The 16,117-nt window shown below is 68.1% G+C and carries 12 protein-coding genes; 7 read left to right on the top strand and 5 right to left on the bottom strand.

The window, feature by feature from the left end; genetic code table 11:
• Window positions 1–168: 168 nt before the first annotated feature.
• On the bottom strand, window positions 169–1,137 hold the full coding sequence (locus tag DCO49_RS15845) for a LysR family transcriptional regulator (RefSeq protein WP_116864850.1): 969 nt from the start codon (window positions 1,135–1,137) through the stop codon (window positions 169–171).
• A 110-nt stretch (window positions 1,138–1,247) separates the two neighbouring features.
• Between DCO49_RS15845 and aceB the strand changes: the two genes are divergently transcribed.
• From aceB to DCO49_RS15825, 4 genes are all read left to right on the top strand, one after another.
• The gene (aceB, locus tag DCO49_RS15840) at window positions 1,248–2,885 is read left to right on the top strand and encodes a malate synthase A (protein WP_116864849.1); all 1,638 of its coding nucleotides are present in this window, start codon (window positions 1,248–1,250) and stop codon (window positions 2,883–2,885) included.
• A 69-nt stretch (window positions 2,886–2,954) separates the two neighbouring features.
• A complete protein-coding gene (aceA, locus tag DCO49_RS15835; protein ID WP_116864848.1) occupies window positions 2,955–4,256 on the top strand; it encodes an isocitrate lyase in 1,302 nt (433 codons plus the stop codon).
• A 252-nt stretch (window positions 4,257–4,508) separates the two neighbouring features.
• Window positions 4,509–5,549 (top strand): GGDEF domain-containing protein, encoded by a 1,041-nt coding sequence (locus tag DCO49_RS15830; protein ID WP_116864847.1) that lies wholly within the window; start codon window positions 4,509–4,511, stop codon window positions 5,547–5,549.
• A gap of 15 nt (window positions 5,550–5,564) precedes the next feature.
• The gene (locus tag DCO49_RS15825; protein ID WP_116864846.1) at window positions 5,565–8,090 is read left to right on the top strand and encodes a putative peptide modification system cyclase; all 2,526 of its coding nucleotides are present in this window, start codon (window positions 5,565–5,567) and stop codon (window positions 8,088–8,090) included.
• Here DCO49_RS15825 and DCO49_RS15820 read toward each other — a convergent pair.
• Window positions 8,077–8,376 (bottom strand): NHLP-related RiPP peptide, encoded by a 300-nt coding sequence (locus DCO49_RS15820; protein WP_108767344.1) that lies wholly within the window; start codon window positions 8,374–8,376, stop codon window positions 8,077–8,079. The two genes, DCO49_RS15825 and DCO49_RS15820, sit on opposite strands and share 14 nt — an antisense overlap.
• Before the next feature lie 135 nt (window positions 8,377–8,511).
• On the opposite strand from DCO49_RS15820, the gene DCO49_RS15815 reads away from it, so the two are divergent.
• Window positions 8,512–9,714, top strand: coding sequence for a putative peptide maturation dehydrogenase (locus DCO49_RS15815; RefSeq protein WP_116864844.1), 1,203 nt, complete (start codon window positions 8,512–8,514; stop codon window positions 9,712–9,714).
• 24 nt (window positions 9,715–9,738) lie between these two features.
• On the opposite strand, the gene DCO49_RS15810 is transcribed toward DCO49_RS15815, so the two are convergent.
• Genes DCO49_RS15810 through DCO49_RS15800 form a run of 3 tightly spaced genes read right to left on the bottom strand, consistent with a single transcriptional unit; the run spans window position 9,739 to window position 14,547 of the window.
• Window positions 9,739–11,721 carry an acetyl/propionyl/methylcrotonyl-CoA carboxylase subunit alpha gene (locus DCO49_RS15810; RefSeq protein WP_116864843.1) on the bottom strand — a complete coding sequence of 661 codons (1,983 nt, stop codon included), beginning with the start codon at window positions 11,719–11,721 and terminating at the stop codon, window positions 9,739–9,741.
• A 41-nt stretch (window positions 11,722–11,762) separates the two neighbouring features.
• A complete protein-coding gene (locus DCO49_RS15805; protein WP_116864842.1) occupies window positions 11,763–13,373 on the bottom strand; it encodes a carboxyl transferase domain-containing protein in 1,611 nt (536 codons plus the stop codon).
• Between the two features lie 10 nt (window positions 13,374–13,383).
• A complete protein-coding gene (locus DCO49_RS15800; RefSeq protein WP_116864841.1) occupies window positions 13,384–14,547 on the bottom strand; it encodes an isovaleryl-CoA dehydrogenase in 1,164 nt (387 codons plus the stop codon).
• Window positions 14,548–14,705: 158 nt separating this feature from the next.
• On the opposite strand from DCO49_RS15800, the gene DCO49_RS15795 reads away from it, so the two are divergent.
• Window positions 14,706–15,323: a TetR/AcrR family transcriptional regulator gene (locus DCO49_RS15795; RefSeq protein WP_108758350.1), complete on the top strand. Its 618-nt coding sequence runs from the start codon at window positions 14,706–14,708 to the stop codon at window positions 15,321–15,323.
• Window positions 15,324–15,532: 209 nt separating this feature from the next.
• Entirely contained in the window at window positions 15,533–16,051 is a 519-nt protein-coding gene (locus tag DCO49_RS15790) for a c-type cytochrome (protein WP_116864840.1), read from the top strand.
• The last annotated feature ends 66 nt before the right edge of the window (window positions 16,052–16,117 follow it).

Raw genomic sequence — 16,117 nt, 5'->3', positions numbered from 1 at the left:
GTGTGAGCGGCATGGATGCCGCGACCAAGCCCCCATGGACGGGTTTACGGCGTCCCCCGCAACCGGACCCATCCCGCCATCCCACGGAATGCCCGCTGTTGCCGTTGACGTTGCCGTTGCTTCGGCCTCTGCAGGTGCAGGGCGGCAGCCCTGCAACCCAGAACACCCTCACCGCTCCGAATGCCCGCTCTGGTCGTAATCCCGCGGGCTGAACAGCTCCGGCTGGATCAGCTCGATGAACGCCCGCGCCTGCGCCGACAACGCCTTGCCCCGCCGCACGATCACTCCGTAACTGCGCTCCGGGAACCAGCGCTTCATCGACCGCGCCGCCAACCGCGCGTGATCGCTCTCGTGCAGGCACAGCGCCGGCACGATCGAAATGCCCATGCCCATCGCCACGTACTGCTTGATCACCTCCCAGCCGCCCACCTCCAGCGCCACCGTGTAGGCGATGCGGTGGCGCTGGAACACCTGGTCCACCAGCCGGTAGGTGATCTGCCGCTTCGGCGGCAGCACCAGCGGGTAGCGCGCGATGTCGGCCAGTTCCAGTTCGCCACTGCTGGCCAGCGGATGGTCGTGCGGCGCGATCAGCACCTGCTCGAAGCGATAGGCGGGCGCATAGGTCAGGTCGGCCGGCACGTCGGTCATCGACCCGATCGCCAGGTCGGCCGCGTCCTCGCGTAGCAGGTCGGTGCCATCGGCGCTGATCGCGTTGTGCAGGGTCAGGCGTACGTCCGGATGGTGCAGGCGGAAGCGTTCGACGATCTTCGGCAGCAGGTAGAGGATGGTCGAACTGTTGGCCGCGATGTTCAGCTCGCCCGCATCCAGCCCGCGCACCTTGTCGCGGAAGCGCGCTTCCAGCCCGTCCAGGCTTTCCACCAGCGGCTGAGCCATTTCGTACAGCACCTGGCCCTCGCGGCTGGGCACCAGGCGACGCCCGCTGCGCTCGAACAGCGGCACACCCAGCTCACGTTCCAGTGCCTGCAGCTGCAGGCTGATCGCCGGCTGGCTGACGAACAACGCCTCAGCCGCTCGTGAGACCGAGCCCAGCCGCACCGTCTGGCAGAACGCCCGCAGCGGCTTCAGCCGGTCGGATTTGTAGGAAAAACGAGGACTTGGCGGACTGCGCGTGGTCATGGCGTCATAAGTATTAGCACACCTTATGTAAATCATTGCAAAAACTGTTTTGCCAAATACTCCGCGTGGGCGGCACTTTGGGGGCGTTCCCCCACCGCTGGAGTCGCCCCATGTCCGCCGTTGCCTCCGCCGTTTCCTCCACCTCTGCCAAGGCCACCCCCGGTATCGCCCTGGCGACCCGCGTGGCTGGTCAGGAGACCGTGCTGCCGGCACCGCTGCTGGCCCTGCTGGTCTCGCTGCACCGGGCGGTGGAACCGGGCCGGCAGGCGCGGCTGCAGGCCCGCCGCGAGCGCCAGGCGTTCTTCGACCAGGGCGGCCTGCCGGACTTCCGCGGCGACACCGCCGCGATCCGCAGCGGCGACTGGCGCGTGGCGCCGTTGCCGGCCGCGCTGCAGGACCGCCGCGTCGAGATCACCGGCCCGACCGATCCGAAGATGGTCATCAATGCGCTGAACTCCGGTGCCAAGGTGTTCATGGCCGACTTCGAGGATTCCACCTCGCCGACCTGGCGCAATCTGCTGGCCGGGCAGCAGGCGCTGGCGGCCGCCGTGCGTGGCGATCTGGAGTTCACCGCGCCGGCCGCCAACGGCAAGCCGGGCAAGCACTACACCCTGCGCCCCTTTGAGGAGCAGGCGGTGCTGATCGTGCGCCCGCGCGGCTGGCACCTGGACGAGAAGCACGTGCGCGTCGATGGCCAGTTCATCGCCGGCGGCCTGTTCGATGCGGCGGTGTTCGCCTTCCACAATGCCCGCGCGCTGCAGGCCAGGGACCGCGGTCCGTACTTCTACCTGCCCAAGCTGCAGAGCATGGAAGAGGCCGCGCTGTGGGAGACCGCGCTGTCGCACATCGAAGGCATGCTCGGCCTGCCGCACGGCCAGATCAAGGTGACGGTGCTGATCGAAACGCTGCCGGCGGTGTTCGAGATGGACGAGATCCTGCACGCCCTGCGCGAGCGCATCGTCGGCCTCAACTGCGGCCGCTGGGATTACATCTTTTCCTACCTGAAAACCTTCCGCCGCCACGCCGACCGCGTGCTGCCCGAGCGTGGCCAGGTGACCATGACCCAGCCGTTCCTGAAGGCCTATTCGGAACTGCTGATCCAGACCTGCCACCGCCGTGGCGCGCATGCGATGGGCGGCATGGCCGCGCAGATCCCGATCAACAGTGATGCCGCCGCCAACGAACAGGCCATGGCTCGCGTGCGCGCCGACAAGCTGCGCGAAGTCAGTGCCGGCCACGATGGCACCTGGGTCGCGCACCCGGCGCTGATCCCGGTGGCGATGGCCATCTTCGACGAACACATGCCCACCGCGAACCAGCACCAGGTGCTGCGCCAGGACGTGCGGGTGGGCCGCGATGAACTGATCGCGCGGCCGCCGGGCAGCATCACCCGCGCCGGTTTCGAGGGCAACGTCGAAGTCTGCGTGCGCTACCTGGCCGCGTGGCTGGATGGCAACGGCTGCGTGCCCATCCACCACCTGATGGAAGACGCGGCCACCGCCGAGATCAGCCGCAGCCAGCTGTGGCAGTGGCTGCACACGCCGGGCCAGCAGCTGGACGACGGCACCGCCATCGACCTGGCCCTGCTCGACACCGCCCTGGCCCAGCTGCCGGCACGGATGGGCGATACCCGCGCGCTGCCCGGTGGCGCCCGCATGGGCGAGGCCATCGCGCTGCTGGGCGAACTGAGCCGCAGCGACGAACTGACCGATTTCCTGACCCTGCCGGCCTACGCGCGCATCGACTGACGGCCTGCTTCCCCGAATCCATCCCAGCCGGGCAGCGCCCGGCTCTACAACACCGAACTGGAGATAGACATGAGCACGCTGCCCACTGCCGAACAGATCCAGCACGACTGGGACACCAATCCGCGCTGGGAAGGCATCCAGCGCAACTACAGCGCCGCCGACGTGGTGCGCCTGCGTGGCACCGTCCATATCGAGCATTCGCTGGCCCGGCTGGGTGCGGAAAAGTTGTGGAAATCGCTGCATGAGCGCGACTTCGTCAACGCGCTCGGCGCGCTGACCGGCAATCAGGCCATGCAGCAGGTGAAGGCTGGGCTGAAGGCGATCTATCTGTCCGGTTGGCAGGTGGCGGCCGATGCAAACCTGGCCGGGCAGATGTACCCGGACCAGTCGCTGTATCCGGCCGATTCGGTGCCAGCAGTGGTCAAGCGGATCAACAACACGCTGCTGCGTGCCGACCAGCTGCACCATGCCGAAGGCAAGGATGACATCGACTTCCTGCAGCCGATCATGGCCGATGCCGAGGCCGGCTTCGGCGGCGTGCTCAACGCCTTCGAGCTGATGAAGGCGATGATCGAAGCCGGTGCCGCCGGCGTGCACTTCGAGGACCAGCTGGCCTCGGTGAAGAAGTGCGGGCACATGGGCGGCAAGGTGCTGGTGCCAACCCGCGAGGCCATCGAGAAGCTCAACGCCGCGCGCCTGGCTGCCGACGTTCTGGGCGTGCCGACCCTGCTGGTGGCGCGCACCGATGCCGAAGCCGCCGACCTGCTGACCAGTGACATCGACGGCAACGACCAGCCGTTCACCACTGGCGAGCGCACCGTGGAAGGCTTCTACAAGACCCGCAACGGCCTGGATCAGGCGATCAGCCGCGGCCTGGCCTACGCCCCTTACGCCGACCTGGTGTGGTGCGAGACCGGCAAGCCGGACCTGGAATTCGCACGGAAATTCGCCGAGGCGATCCACGCGAAGTTTCCCGGCAAGCTGCTGGCCTACAACTGCTCGCCCAGCTTCAACTGGAAGAAGAACCTGGACGACGCCACCATTGCCAAGTTCCAGCGCGAGCTGGGCAGCTACGGCTACAAGTTCCAGTTCATCACCCTGGCCGGCTTCCATGCGCTGAACTACGGCATGTTCAACCTGGCCCACGGCTATGCACGCCGGCAGATGAGCGCCTTCGTGGAACTGCAGGAAGCCGAGTTCGAAGCGGCCGAGCGTGGCTTCACCGCGGTCAAGCACCAGCGCGAGGTCGGCACCGGCTACTTCGATGCGGTCACCCAGGCCATCCAGCAGGGCCAGTCTTCGACCACGGCGCTGACCGGCTCGACCGAGGAAGAGCAGTTCCATGGCGGCCGCAGCGAGCGCGCCGCCTGAGCCAACCTCGACTCTACCCGGGCCTTCGAACTCATCAGGGTGGCCAGGGAAGGGCCAGACGACGCCGGCAGGTCGGGGGACCTGCCGGCGTGGTTGTCTCCGGGGGTGCCGCCGCCCCTGAGCTGCCCTCATGAATACGGGTTGCCCGCCTGTTCGGTCCCGATCGTGATGTCTTCATAAAAAATGAGAAGACGCGCACAGTTTGATTCACTGCTATGCTCCGCTTTCACCAGGGGACGCTGGCGGCGGGGAATGACCGGCAGGGGTGCGGCCGAGAACATCGACATGACAACCGGTATTGCCCAGGTGGCGATGGCCGAGATCGTGCACGCCCTGTTGTCGGACGAGGAAGTCGCCCTGTTCGCGCGCTTTGCGCGGCCCCTGAAGGTCGAGGCCGGGCAATGGCTGTTCCACCGCGGCCACCGCGGCGATGGCATGTACGTCATCTTGGAAGGATTGATCGAACTGGATTTCGGCGAGGACCTGGTGACCAAGACGCTGGGACGACATGAGTTCTTCGGTGAACTGGGCCTGCTGGTGGGCGACCATCCGCGCAGCGCCGGCGCGCGCGTGATCGAAGACTGCCACGTGCTGGAACTGGGTCCAGCCGATTTCCATTGCCTGGTCGAGTCCGATCCGGGGCTGGTGGCCTACTTCCTGCGCCGCACGATCATGCGCGTGCTGACCAACGAACAGGCCCTGATCAGCCAGCTGCGCCGGCGCAACCACGATCTGGAAACCGCGCTGGACAACCTGTACATCACCACCCACCAGCTCACCCACACGCGCGAACTGGTGCAGACCGATGAACTGACCGGCCTGCACAACCGCCGTGGCCTGACCCGGTACCTGCAGGACTGCCGCAGCCAGCCCGATGGCGCGCCGCAGGCGCTGCTGCTGATCGACTGCGACCGCTTCAAGCAGGTCAACGACCGCCACGGCCACCAGGCCGGTGACCGCGTGCTGCAGAGCATGGGCAACATCCTGCGCTCGATGGCCGGCGAGCACGACCTGGCTTGCCGCCTGGGCGGCGATGAGTTCTGCCTGATCCTGCGCCATGCCGATCGCGAGGCGGCCCAGCACGCAGCCGAGTTCATCCTCAGCGCGGTGCACGGCCTGCTCGAACGCAGCCATGGCAACCCGCACGTCACCCCGGCCAGCATCGGCGTCAGCCTGCTGGCGGCCGATGCGGACTGGAGTGAATGGTATGCAGGCGCGGACCGTGCGCTGTACCGGGCCAAGCGCGCCGGCGGCAACTGCCTGCATTGGGCTGACCCTATGGACGGACAGTGAGCGGAGACTGTGGCGATGAACGGCGATTCCGGAACATCGACTCCGCACACCACGCAGCTGCGTGCCCTGCTGTTCACCGATCTGTGCGATTCCACCCTGCTGGTGGAACGGATGGGAGACGCCGCGGCGGCTGACCTGTTCCAGGACCATGACCGCCTGGTGATGGCCCTGCAGCAGCGCTGGAACGGCCAGCAGATCGACCGCTCCGATGGTCTGTTCATGCTGTTCGAACGCCCGGTGGATGCCCTCGGTTTCGGCCTGGATTACCAGCGCGGCCTGCAGGCGCTGGGTGGCAAGCGCAACATCGTGCTGCGCGCACGCATCGGCCTGCACGTGGGTGAAGTGCTGCTGTGGAACAACAGCGCCGAGTCGATCGCGCTGGGTGCCAAGCCGGTGGAAGTGGAAGGACTGGCCAAGCCGATGGCCGCGCGCCTGATGCAGCTGGCGCAGCCCGGCCAGTTCCTGGTGTCGGCCACCGCCGAATCGATGGTGCGCCGCGCCGCCGGCGATCTGGGCGAGGTCGCGCAGGGGCTGAAGTGGAAGTCCTTCGGGCGTTGGCGCTTCAAGGGCGTGGCGCAGTCGATGGAAGTGTTCGGCCTGCACGACCCGGCGACGCGCGGTCTGGGGCGCCCGCGACAGACCGCGAAGGCATCGCGTGACATCCCGGTCTGGCGGCGGCCGCTGGTGATGACGGCCGAAGTCACCCTGGCCGCGGCGCTGCTGGTCGGCGGCTGGCTGCTGACCCGGCCGCAACCGGCCATCGCCTTCGCCGAGCGCGACTGGGTGGTGGTCGGCGATCTGCGCAACCTGACCGGTGAGACCCTGCTGGATGGTTCCACCCAGCAGGCTCTGCGCATCAGCCTGGAACAGTCGCGCTACGTCAACGTGATCAGCGACCTGAAAGCGCGCAGCGTGCTGCAGCAGATGCGCGCCTCGCTGGATGCGCCGCTGGACGCGAACAATGCATCCGAGATCGCCCAGCGCGTGGGCGCGCGGGTGGTGTTGATGCCAACGCTGTCCGAAGCCGGCGGTCGCCTGCGCCTGAGCGTGGGCGTGGTGGATCCGGCCAGCCGTGCCACGCTTGCCGTCGAATCTGCCGATGGCCGTGGCCTGGAATCCCTGCTGGCTTCCACCGATGACGTGGTGGCGCGACTGCGCAGCCGCCTGGGCGAGACCCTGGACCAGGTCGAGCAGGATTCTGCGCCGCTGCCTGCGGTCACCACCGGCAGCCTGGATGCGTTGCGCGCCTATTCGCTCGGGCAGAAGCTTTACGCCCGCAACGACTACCAGGGTGCGCTGGCCATGTTCCAGCAGGCGGTGGAGCTGGATCCGGAATTTGCCCTGGCCTGGATGGCGCAGGTCCGTGCGCGCTTCGCGGTGGATGATCTTTCCGGAGCGATGCAGGCGGTGGACACCGCCAAGAGCCTCAAGCGCCGCCTGCCCACACGCGAGGCACTCTATCTGGATGCGTGGGCGGCAACGCTGCGCGACCGCGGGCAGGCCTCCGATGCATGGCGGCGCCTGTCCAGCCTGTATCCGGACTACTTCGCCGCGCAGTACAACGCAGCCCTGTGGCTCTATGCGGAAAACCGGTTCGAGGAATCGCTGCCCTACGCGCGGCAGGCAGCGGATCCGCGGTTTGAACTCAGCAACGTGGCGCACGATCTCCTGGGGCGCATCCTGGTGGCGCGTGGCGATGTCACCGGCGCCCGCCAGGCCTTCAAGCGCGCCATCGATGGCGGGCGCACCGCCAGCAACCGCTACCTGGGGTCGGCCGAGGCCAGCCTGCGCAACTATGCGGCTGCAGAATCGCTGCTCGATCGCGCGGCACCGTCCCGCCACGTGGTCATCGAACGCACCAGCATCGCTGTCGACCGCAAGCAGTGGACGCACGCGGTGCAGATCGCCCGCGATGGCAACTCGCAGTTCGCCAGCGCGTCAGGGTTCGACCATCAGGTGATGCTGGTGCCTCTGGCAACCGCGCTGTTGGGCGCCGGCGATGATGACGCAACGCGTGCACAGCTGCGCCACAACGTGGACAGCGCTCTGCGACGGGTCGACAACCGGGCCCCGGCCGACGGTGGCGATGACGCGATGGTGGCACTGGCGTCGGCCCTGTTGTCGGTGCGGATGGGTGACACCGCGCTGGTGGAGCGGGTGCTTGCCCGCTTGTCCTCGATCAATGAGGTGTTGGGTCAGCCGCCGGTTGCGGAAACGATGGCCGTGGTACGCGCCAGCCTGGCCACGCACCAGAAAAAGCCGGATGAGGCGCTGGCGATGCTGGCGCCTTGGTTGACCGGGCAGGCCAGCTTCCAGACCCGCGTGGCCGCGATGGATGCGTACCTGGCCAAGGGCGCCAACGCGCAGGCACTCGCGCAGGCGGACTACCTGGCCGGCAACCGCGGCCGTGCCTATGCCGAGCTGGACTGCGCGTACTGCCTGCAGCCGCTCAACGTCCTCGACAGCAACCGCGCCGCAGGCGTGGCTGCCACGCTGCGCCGCCGGCCGGAGCCGACGGCGGCCGCGATTACGGTCCCTTGAGGGTCCAGCCCGGGCCCGGGCTGGCATCCAGCGCCGGAACCAGCTGACCGAGCTCCCGGGTCAGCATTGTCTGCAGTTCCTGCTTGGCATCGTGGATGGCTTCCTTGGAGGCCAGCTGGTTGACGTGGCAGCACACTTTCAGCAGTTCCGCATCAGCGGCGGGCAGGCCAAGGCTGACCAGGGCAGAGGCAGGGTTGGAAGCGAACAGCGCGCGGAACGCATCGTCTTCAGCGAGCGCGCAGATCAGCGCCATGGCGATCGGCGCGGGCAGGGTAGGCAGGGACACGAAGAACCTCGGGAACGGCGACGGAAGAAGTGGACAAGCGCTGTTAGATCGGCCCACGCAGCCCGCACTTGAGTGCGCGATGAAGTTCCGTCGGCGGCGGCCGCTAGTGAACTGCGCCCTTTCGAATCCGATGTCATGTCCGTAGATTCTGCCGTGTCTTCCGCCCGCATCCGACGTTGCGAGATCCTGCTGCTGGAACCGCGCGAGAGCGCCGACTTCGATCTGCAGGACCTGCTCTCCGGCGGCAACGGCATCCGCCGCCAGATGCGCTGGGTGGCACTGGCGCCCCATCTGGGCGAGCCGGTGGACGTGGATGCCGCACAGCGCGAGCTGCTGGGCCGTATCGGCCCCACCCAGTGGCAGGACCTGCCCACGGACGAGGACGAACTTGCCGCGTGCGAGGCGCTGCTGCGCCAGGGCCTGCTGGTCAGTGCATCACCCGCCGATGACGCGGCGCTGCAGGTCCGCCAGGCCGATGATCGTCAGCGCGAGGCGTACTGGCATCCGCTGGCGGCGGTGCTGCATGCGTTCACGCGGTGGGATGGCGTCGATGCCGTGAAGAACACGCGCGACTCCGGTACCGATACGGCCGTGGGCATGCGTGACGTACTGGGGCCGCCGCCGGCACCGACGGCGGTGGCGGTGGATGCCGAAAGCCAGGTGCTGCCGCTGCAGGACGATACCGCTTTCGATGCGCTGCTGGCGCGGCGCGCGACCTGCCGCAACTTCGATGAGCACCGGCCACTGCCGATGGCGCTGTTCTCCACCATGCTGGCGCGTGTGTTCGGTGCACGCGCCCATGTGCAGGTCAGCGATGACCTGCGTTTCCAGAAGAAGAGCAGCCCCTCCGGCGGCGGCCTGCATCCCACCGAGGCGTACCTGGTGGTGCAGAACGTGGACGGTGTGGCGCCGGGTGTGTATCGCTACCTGCTGGACGGGCACCGCCTGCTGCGCCTGCCGGATCCGCCGATGGGACTGCGTGCGTTCGCCATGGAAGCACTGGGCCAGCAGCACTGGTTTGCCAATGCGCACTGCCTGGTGACCCTGGTGCCGCGCTTCGACCGCACGTTCTGGAAGTACCGCCGCCACGCCAAGGGCTACCGCGTGGTCGCGCTCGAGGCGGGGCACCTGTCGCAGACGATGTACCTGTCGGCCACCGACCTGGGCCTGGGCGCCTTCATCACCGGCGCGATCAACGAGCGCTGCCTGGAACCGGTGCTGCAGCTGGACCCGGTCCAGCAGGGCGCATTGGCGATGTGTGGTTTCGGCTGGCGCGCGGCAAGCATGGAAACGGCCGAGCTGGACCCGGCCGGCGAGGTCTGGACGCGCGCCGGCTGAGCGCGCGTCCGTCCTTTCCACGTCTCAAGCGGCTTCAAAGTCCACCAGTACGGCGCCGTCGCCCACTTGGTCGCCTGCCTTGGCGCGATAGCCCTTCACCGTGCCGTCGGCCGGGGCCTGCAGGGTGTGCTCCATCTTCATCGCTTCCAGCACCACCAGCGGCGTGCCGCGCTTCACCTGCGTACCGGCCTCGACCAGGGTGGCCACGATCCTGCCCGGCATCGGTGCCAGCAGGCTGCCGGCATCGGCGGTGGCGTTGTCTGATTCACCGACCGGATCGTGCAGGGTGAAGCGGTGCTGGCCATCGGCGCCGAACAGATACAGCTGGTCGCCTTCGCGCAGCAGCTGCAGCTGCCAGCGGCGACCGTCCAGCTGCACGCTCAGGCGCTGGCCATCGGCGCTGCCGAGCACCATGGCCGGTGCAGCATCATCGCGCTGCACGCGCCAGCCCTCGGCCTGCGCCCATACCTTCAGCGTGTGCCTGCGCTCGCCCTGCTGCAGCGGCAGCACACGCGGTGCCGAAGCACCCAGGCGCCAACCGTCCTGCGCCTGCCACGGCGAATGCGGATCGCGTGCATCGCTGCCCGCACGCGCGGTGCTGGCCACGGCGGCGATGGCCGCCAGCTGCCACAGCGCATCGTCGCTATCGCCCACGGCGCTCAGCGCGGCCTGTTCGCGTTCGATCAGCGCGGTGTCGAGCTCCGCGTGAGCGAACGAATCGGTGTTCACCAAGCGACGCAGGAAACCGGCATTGGTGGTCACGCCCACCACCTGGCAGTCGGCCAGGGCCTGGCTCATGCGGCGCAGCGCGGCCTCGCGGTCCACGTCCCAGACGATCAGCTTGGCGATCATCGGATCGTAGTACGGGGTGATGCTGTCGCCTTCTTCCACCCCGGTATCCACGCGCACGTTCGCCGAGGGCATCGGCAGGCGCAGGCGGCGCAGGGTGCCGGTGGACGGCAGGAAACCACGGTCGGCGTCCTCCGCATACAGGCGTGCTTCGATGGCATGGCCGTGGATGGCCAGCTGTTCCTGGCGCAGCGGCATCGACTGTCCAGCGGCTACGCGCAGCTGCCACTCCACCAGGTCGGTGCCGGTGATGTACTCGGTCACGGGGTGTTCGACCTGCAGGCGGGTGTTCATTTCCATGAAGTAGAAATCGCCGTCCGGGCCGGCGATGAACTCCACCGTGCCCGCCCCGACATAGCCCACGGCGCGCGCGGCATCGACCGCGGCCTTGCCCATCGCTGCACGGCGCTCGGCGCTCATGCCCGGTGCCGGGGCTTCTTCCAGCACCTTCTGGTGGCGGCGCTGCACCGAGCAGTCGCGCTCGAACAGGTAGACCGCATCCCCGTGGGAATCGCCGAACACCTGGATCTCGATGTGGCGCGGGCGCTCGACGTACTTTTCCACCAGCACGTGGTCGTTGCCGAAGGCCGAGGCGGCCTCGCGCTGGCAGCTGGCCAGCGCATCGACGAAGTCTTCGCTGCGTTCGACCTTGCGCATGCCCTTGCCACCGCCGCCGGCGCTGGCCTTGATCAGCACCGGGTAGCCGATGGCATCGGCCTGCGCGCGCAGGAACGCGGGCTCCTGCTGGTCACCGTGGTAGCCGGGCGTCAGTGGCACGCCGGCCTTGGCCATCAGCGCCTTGGCCGCGCTCTTGTCACCCATCGCGCGGATGGCGCTGGCCGGCGGGCCGATGAAGGTGATGCCGGCGGCGGCACAGGCATCGGCGAAATCGGCGTTCTCGGACAGGAAGCCGTAACCGGGGTGGATCGCCTGCGCGCCGGCCAGGCGTGCGGCCTCCAGCAGCATGTCGCCGCGAAGGTAGCTTTCGCGCGCGGCAGCCGCGCCGATGTGGATGGCCTCGTCGGCCAGGCGCACGTGGCGCGCGTTGCGGTCGGCATCGGAATACACCGCCACGGTGGCGATGCCCAGGCGGCGGCAGGTGGCGATGACGCGGCAGGCGATCTCGCCACGGTTGGCGATGAGGATTTTGCTGAACATGGCGACGGGCTTCATGGGAGCTTGCTCGGTCATGGCACGGGTCACATGCGGAACACGCCGAAGCGCGTCTGCTGCGGGGCGGCGTTGAGGCTGGCCGACAGGGCCAGGGCCAGGACACGGCGGGTGTCGACCGGATCGATCACGCCGTCATCCCACAGGCGCGCACTGGCGTAGTAGGGGTGGCCCTGCTGTTCGAACTGGTCGCGGATGGGCGCCTTGAAGGCGTCTTCTTCCGCCGCCGGCCACTGCCCGCCCTTGGCTTCGATGCCATCGCGCTTGACCGTGGCCAGCACGCTGGCGGCCTGCTCGCCACCCATCACGCCGATGCGGGCGTTGGGCCACATCCACAGGAAGTTGGGCGAATAGGCGCGGCCGCACATGCCGTAGTTGCCGGCACCGAACGAGCCGCCGATGACCACGGTGAACTTGGGCACCTTGGCGCAGGCCACGGCCATCACCAGCTTGGCCCCGTCCTTGGCGATACCGCCCTGTTCGTACCTGCGGCCGACCATGAAGCCGGTGATGTTCTGCAGGAACACCAGCGGGATGTTGCGCTGGGTGCAGAGCTCGATGAAGTGCGCGCCCTTCAGCGCCGACTCGGAGAACAGGATGCCGTTGTTGGCGATGATGCCGATCGGGTAGCCGTTCAGGTGCGCGAAGCCGGTGACCAGCGTGGCGCCATAGCGCGGCTTGAACTCATCGAAACGCGAGCCATCGACCAGGCGTGCGATCACTTCGCGCACATCGTAGGGCTTGCGCGTATCGGCCGGGATCACCCCGTACAGCTCGTGCGCCGGCAGCAGCGGTTCCTCGCTGGGCTGCACCGCCATCGCCGGTTCCGGCTTGCGCCAGTTCAGCTGGGCGATGATCGCCCGCACTCGCGCCAGCGCCTGCAGGTCGTTGTCGGCCATGTGGTCGGCCACGCCGGAAATGCGCGTATGCACGTCGGCACCGCCCAGCTCCTCGGCCGTCACCACTTCACCGGTGGCGGCCTTCACCAGCGGGGGGCCGCCGAGGAAGATCGTGCCCTGTTCGCGCACGATCACCGTCTCATCGCTCATCGCCGGCACGTAGGCGCCACCGGCGGTGCAGCTGCCCATCACGCAGGCGATCTGCGGGATGCCCTGCGCGGACAAGTTGGCCTGGTTGTAGAAGATGCGGCCGAAATGATCGCGGTCGGGGAACACCTCGTCCTGCAGCGGCAGGAACGCGCCACCGGAGTCGACCAGGTAGATGCAGGGCAGGTTGTTCTGCTCGGCGATCTCCTGCGCGCGCAGGTGCTTCTTCACCGTCATCGGGTAGTAGGTGCCGCCCTTGACCGTGGCGTCGTTGGCCACGATCACGCATTCCACGCCGCTGACGCGGCCGATGCCGGCCACCACGCCTGCGGCGGGCACGGCGTCTTCGTACATGCCGTGCGCGGCCAGCGGCGCGATTTCCAGGAAGGCGCTGCCGGGGTCGAGCAGGGCGTCGATGCGGTCGCGCACCAGCAGCTTGCCGCGCGCGGTGTGCTTGGCACGCGCGGCCTCGTTGCCGCCCAGCGCGGTGCGCGCCAGCGTGGCGTGCAGGTCATCGACCACGGCCTGCATGGCGGCGCGGTTGCTTTCGAAGGTGTCGCTGCCCGGTTGCAGCTGGCTGTTGAGGACGGTCATCGCAGTGGCCTTACAGGGTGCGCTGGAACAGTTCGCGGCCGATCAGCATGCGGCGGATCTCCGAGGTGCCGGCGCCGATTTCATACAGCTTGGCGTCGCGCCACAGGCGGCCGGTCGGGTATTCGTTGATGTAGCCGTTGCCGCCCAGGATCTGGATCGCCTGGCCGGTCAGCCAGGTGGCCTTCTCGGCGGCATACAGGATGGCGCCGGCGGCGTCCTGGCGGGTGGTGCGGCCCTGGTCGCAGGCGCGCGCCACGGCGTAGACGTAGGCGCGGCAGGCGCCCAGGCCCACATACATATCGGCGATCTTGGCCTGGATCAGCTGGAAGCTGCCGATCGCCTCGCCGAACTGGTGGCGCTCGTGCACATACGGCATCACCACGTCCATGGCCGCGGCCATCAGGCCCAGCGGGCCACCGGAGAGGACCACGCGCTCGTAGTCCAGGCCGGACATCAGCACGCGCACGCCGCCGCCGACCTGGCCCAGCACGTTCTCTTCCGGCACTTCGCAGTCCTGGAACACCAGCTCACAGGTGGGCGAGGAGCGCATGCCCAGCTTGTCCAGCTTCTGCGCGGTGCTGAAGCCCTTCATGCCCTTCTCGACCAGAAAGGCGGTGATGCCCTTGGCACCGGCGTCCATGTCGGTCTTTGCATAGACCACCAGCACGTCGGCATCGGGGCCGTTGGTGATCCACATCTTGTTGCCGTTGAGCACGTAGCGGTCGCCGCGCTTGTCCGCGCGCAGCTTCATCGACACCACGTCCGAACCGGCGCCCGGCTCGCTCATCGCCAGCGCACCGACCAGGGCGCCGCTGCACAGGCCGGGCAGGAAGCGCTGCTTCTGCTCCTCGTTGCCGTTCTTGCGCAGCTGGTTCACGCACAGGTTGGAGTGCGCGCCGTAGGACAGGCCGATGCCGCCGGAGGCGCGCGAAATCTCTTCCATCGCCACCACGTGGGCCAGATAGCCCATGCCGGTGCCGCCGTATTCTTCTTCCACGGTGAGGCCGAGCAGGCCCTGTTCGCCCAGCTTCGGCCACAGGGCCAGCGGGAACTGATTGGTGGCATCGGCCTCGGCGGCCAGCGGAGCGACCTCGGCAGCGGCAAAATGGGCCACGCTCTGGCGCAGCAGGTCGATATCTTCGCCAAGATCGAAGTTCAGGGATGGCACGTGCATTGCGGCGGCTCCACGAGGAAGGTGGGGGAATGGACGCACCCGTCAGGGGGATGCTGGAGGCTGTTGAAAGCAGCGGCCAGCACGGGCGATGGGCCCAGCGTAGCGGGGTTCGGGAAATAAGTGAATACAAATTCAAAAATTGAAAATAGAATCAGGATATGGCCTACAAACGCTCTGCATTGATGGAAGAACGGCTGGCCGGGGCCCGTGAACGGATCCTGCTGGCGACCCGCGAGCTGGTCGCTGCCGGCGGCTGGCGCAACGCCCCGGTGACCGCCGTGGCGACCCAGGCGGGGGTGTCCACCGGGCTGATCTACCGGCACTTCCCGTCCAAGGCCGAGCTGTTCGTGGAGGTGCTCAACGCCGCCGTGGCCCACGAGGTGGAGATCATGGAGCGCATCGCCAGCGGGCCCGAGGTGGCCAGCGAGCGCCTGCGCCTGGCGATCACCGCCTTCGTCCGCCGCGCCCTGGCCGGGCCGGGGTTGGCCCATGCCTTCATCGTCGAGCCGGTGGACCCGGACGTGGAGGCCGAGCGCATGCGCGGGCGCCGGGCCTTCGGTGATGTGTTCCTGCGCCTGGTGGAAGAGGGCGTGGCCGCCGGCGAACTGCCCGCGCAGGACGCGCATGCCACCGCCGCCTGCCTGGTCGGTGCCTTCACCGAAGCGATGGTCGGCCCGACCGCGCCCAGCCGCGAAGTACACCGCGACGAAGGCGCGCTGGTGGATGCGATCTGCAGCTTCTGCCTGCGCGCGATCGGCGCCCCCGCAAAACGGTAGCGCCGGGCCATGCCCGGCGGCTGTTGCCGCGCTGCCTGGCGAAAGCAGTCGAGCATGGCTCGACTCTACAAAGGCGAGGCGGCCACGGCCGCATGCTGCGCCGCACCAGCATCGACGCCTGTTGTCGCACGCGAAGCGCGTTCTATACTCGGCCCATCACGCAGTCGCTCAGCCGTGGTCCAACGACTATCAGCCAGGGGTAACGAAGAGTGCGGAATTACGATCTGGAGTTCCTGAAACGCTTCTCCATGGTGATCGCGCTGCTGGCGGCCATCACCCTCGGCCTCATCCTCCTGGCGGCATACATCCACACCCGGATACCGCCCGAGGTGTCGCCCACGGCGGCCAAACGCACCGAGCAGCGCATCTCGCCCACCGGCGCGGTGTATGCCGGCAGCACCGGCGCCGCTGCGCAGGCCGCAGCCAAGGCGGCCGCACTGGCCAAGGCCGCTTCGCAGGTCGCCTACGGCGGCACCAGGGACGGCAAGGTCATCTTCGACAACCTCTGTACCGCTTGCCACACCACCGGCGTCGGCCAGGCCCCGACCCTCGACCACGCGCACTGGGACCAGCGCCTGGCGCAGGGCAAGGACACCCTCTACAAGCACGCCATCGAGGGCTACACCGGCCCGGATGGCGGGATCATGCCGCCCAAGGGCGGCAACCCGGCGCTCACCGAGGAGCAGATCCACGCCACCGTGGACTGGATGCTGGGCAACCTGAAGTAAGCGTCGGAACACGCCGCCTTCTGTGGAGCCGAGCCCACGCTCGGCTGCTCTGCGCGCGGGCTGGCC

Origin of the sequence: Stenotrophomonas sp. SPM, assembly GCF_003105135.1 — a bacterium.
GTDB lineage: Bacteria > Pseudomonadota > Gammaproteobacteria > Xanthomonadales > Xanthomonadaceae > Stenotrophomonas.
Note: the sequence above shows the minus strand (reverse complement) of the source record. Positions and strands in the feature narration are given on the sequence as shown.

What these genes read in the sequence shown, in the direction of transcription:
- DCO49_RS15830 (WP_116864847.1), top strand. Translation starts at nt 4,509, where the DNA reads ATGACCGGCAGGGGTGCGGCCGAGAACATCGACATGACAACCGGTATT.
- DCO49_RS15805 (WP_116864842.1), bottom strand. Translation starts at nt 13,373, where the DNA reads ATGACCGTCCTCAACAGCCAGCTGCAACCGGGCAGCGACACCTTCGAA.
- DCO49_RS15845 (WP_116864850.1), bottom strand. Translation starts at nt 1,137, where the DNA reads ATGACCACGCGCAGTCCGCCAAGTCCTCGTTTTTCCTACAAATCCGAC.
- DCO49_RS15810 (WP_116864843.1), bottom strand. Translation starts at nt 11,721, where the DNA reads ATGTTCAGCAAAATCCTCATCGCCAACCGTGGCGAGATCGCCTGCCGC.
- DCO49_RS15795 (WP_108758350.1), top strand. Translation starts at nt 14,706, where the DNA reads ATGGCCTACAAACGCTCTGCATTGATGGAAGAACGGCTGGCCGGGGCC.
- aceB (WP_116864849.1), top strand. Translation starts at nt 1,248, where the DNA reads ATGTCCGCCGTTGCCTCCGCCGTTTCCTCCACCTCTGCCAAGGCCACC.
- DCO49_RS15800 (WP_116864841.1), bottom strand. Translation starts at nt 14,547, where the DNA reads ATGCACGTGCCATCCCTGAACTTCGATCTTGGCGAAGATATCGACCTG.
- aceA (WP_116864848.1), top strand. Translation starts at nt 2,955, where the DNA reads ATGAGCACGCTGCCCACTGCCGAACAGATCCAGCACGACTGGGACACC.
- DCO49_RS15825 (WP_116864846.1), top strand. Translation starts at nt 5,565, where the DNA reads ATGAACGGCGATTCCGGAACATCGACTCCGCACACCACGCAGCTGCGT.
- DCO49_RS15815 (WP_116864844.1), top strand. Translation starts at nt 8,512, where the DNA reads ATGTCCGTAGATTCTGCCGTGTCTTCCGCCCGCATCCGACGTTGCGAG.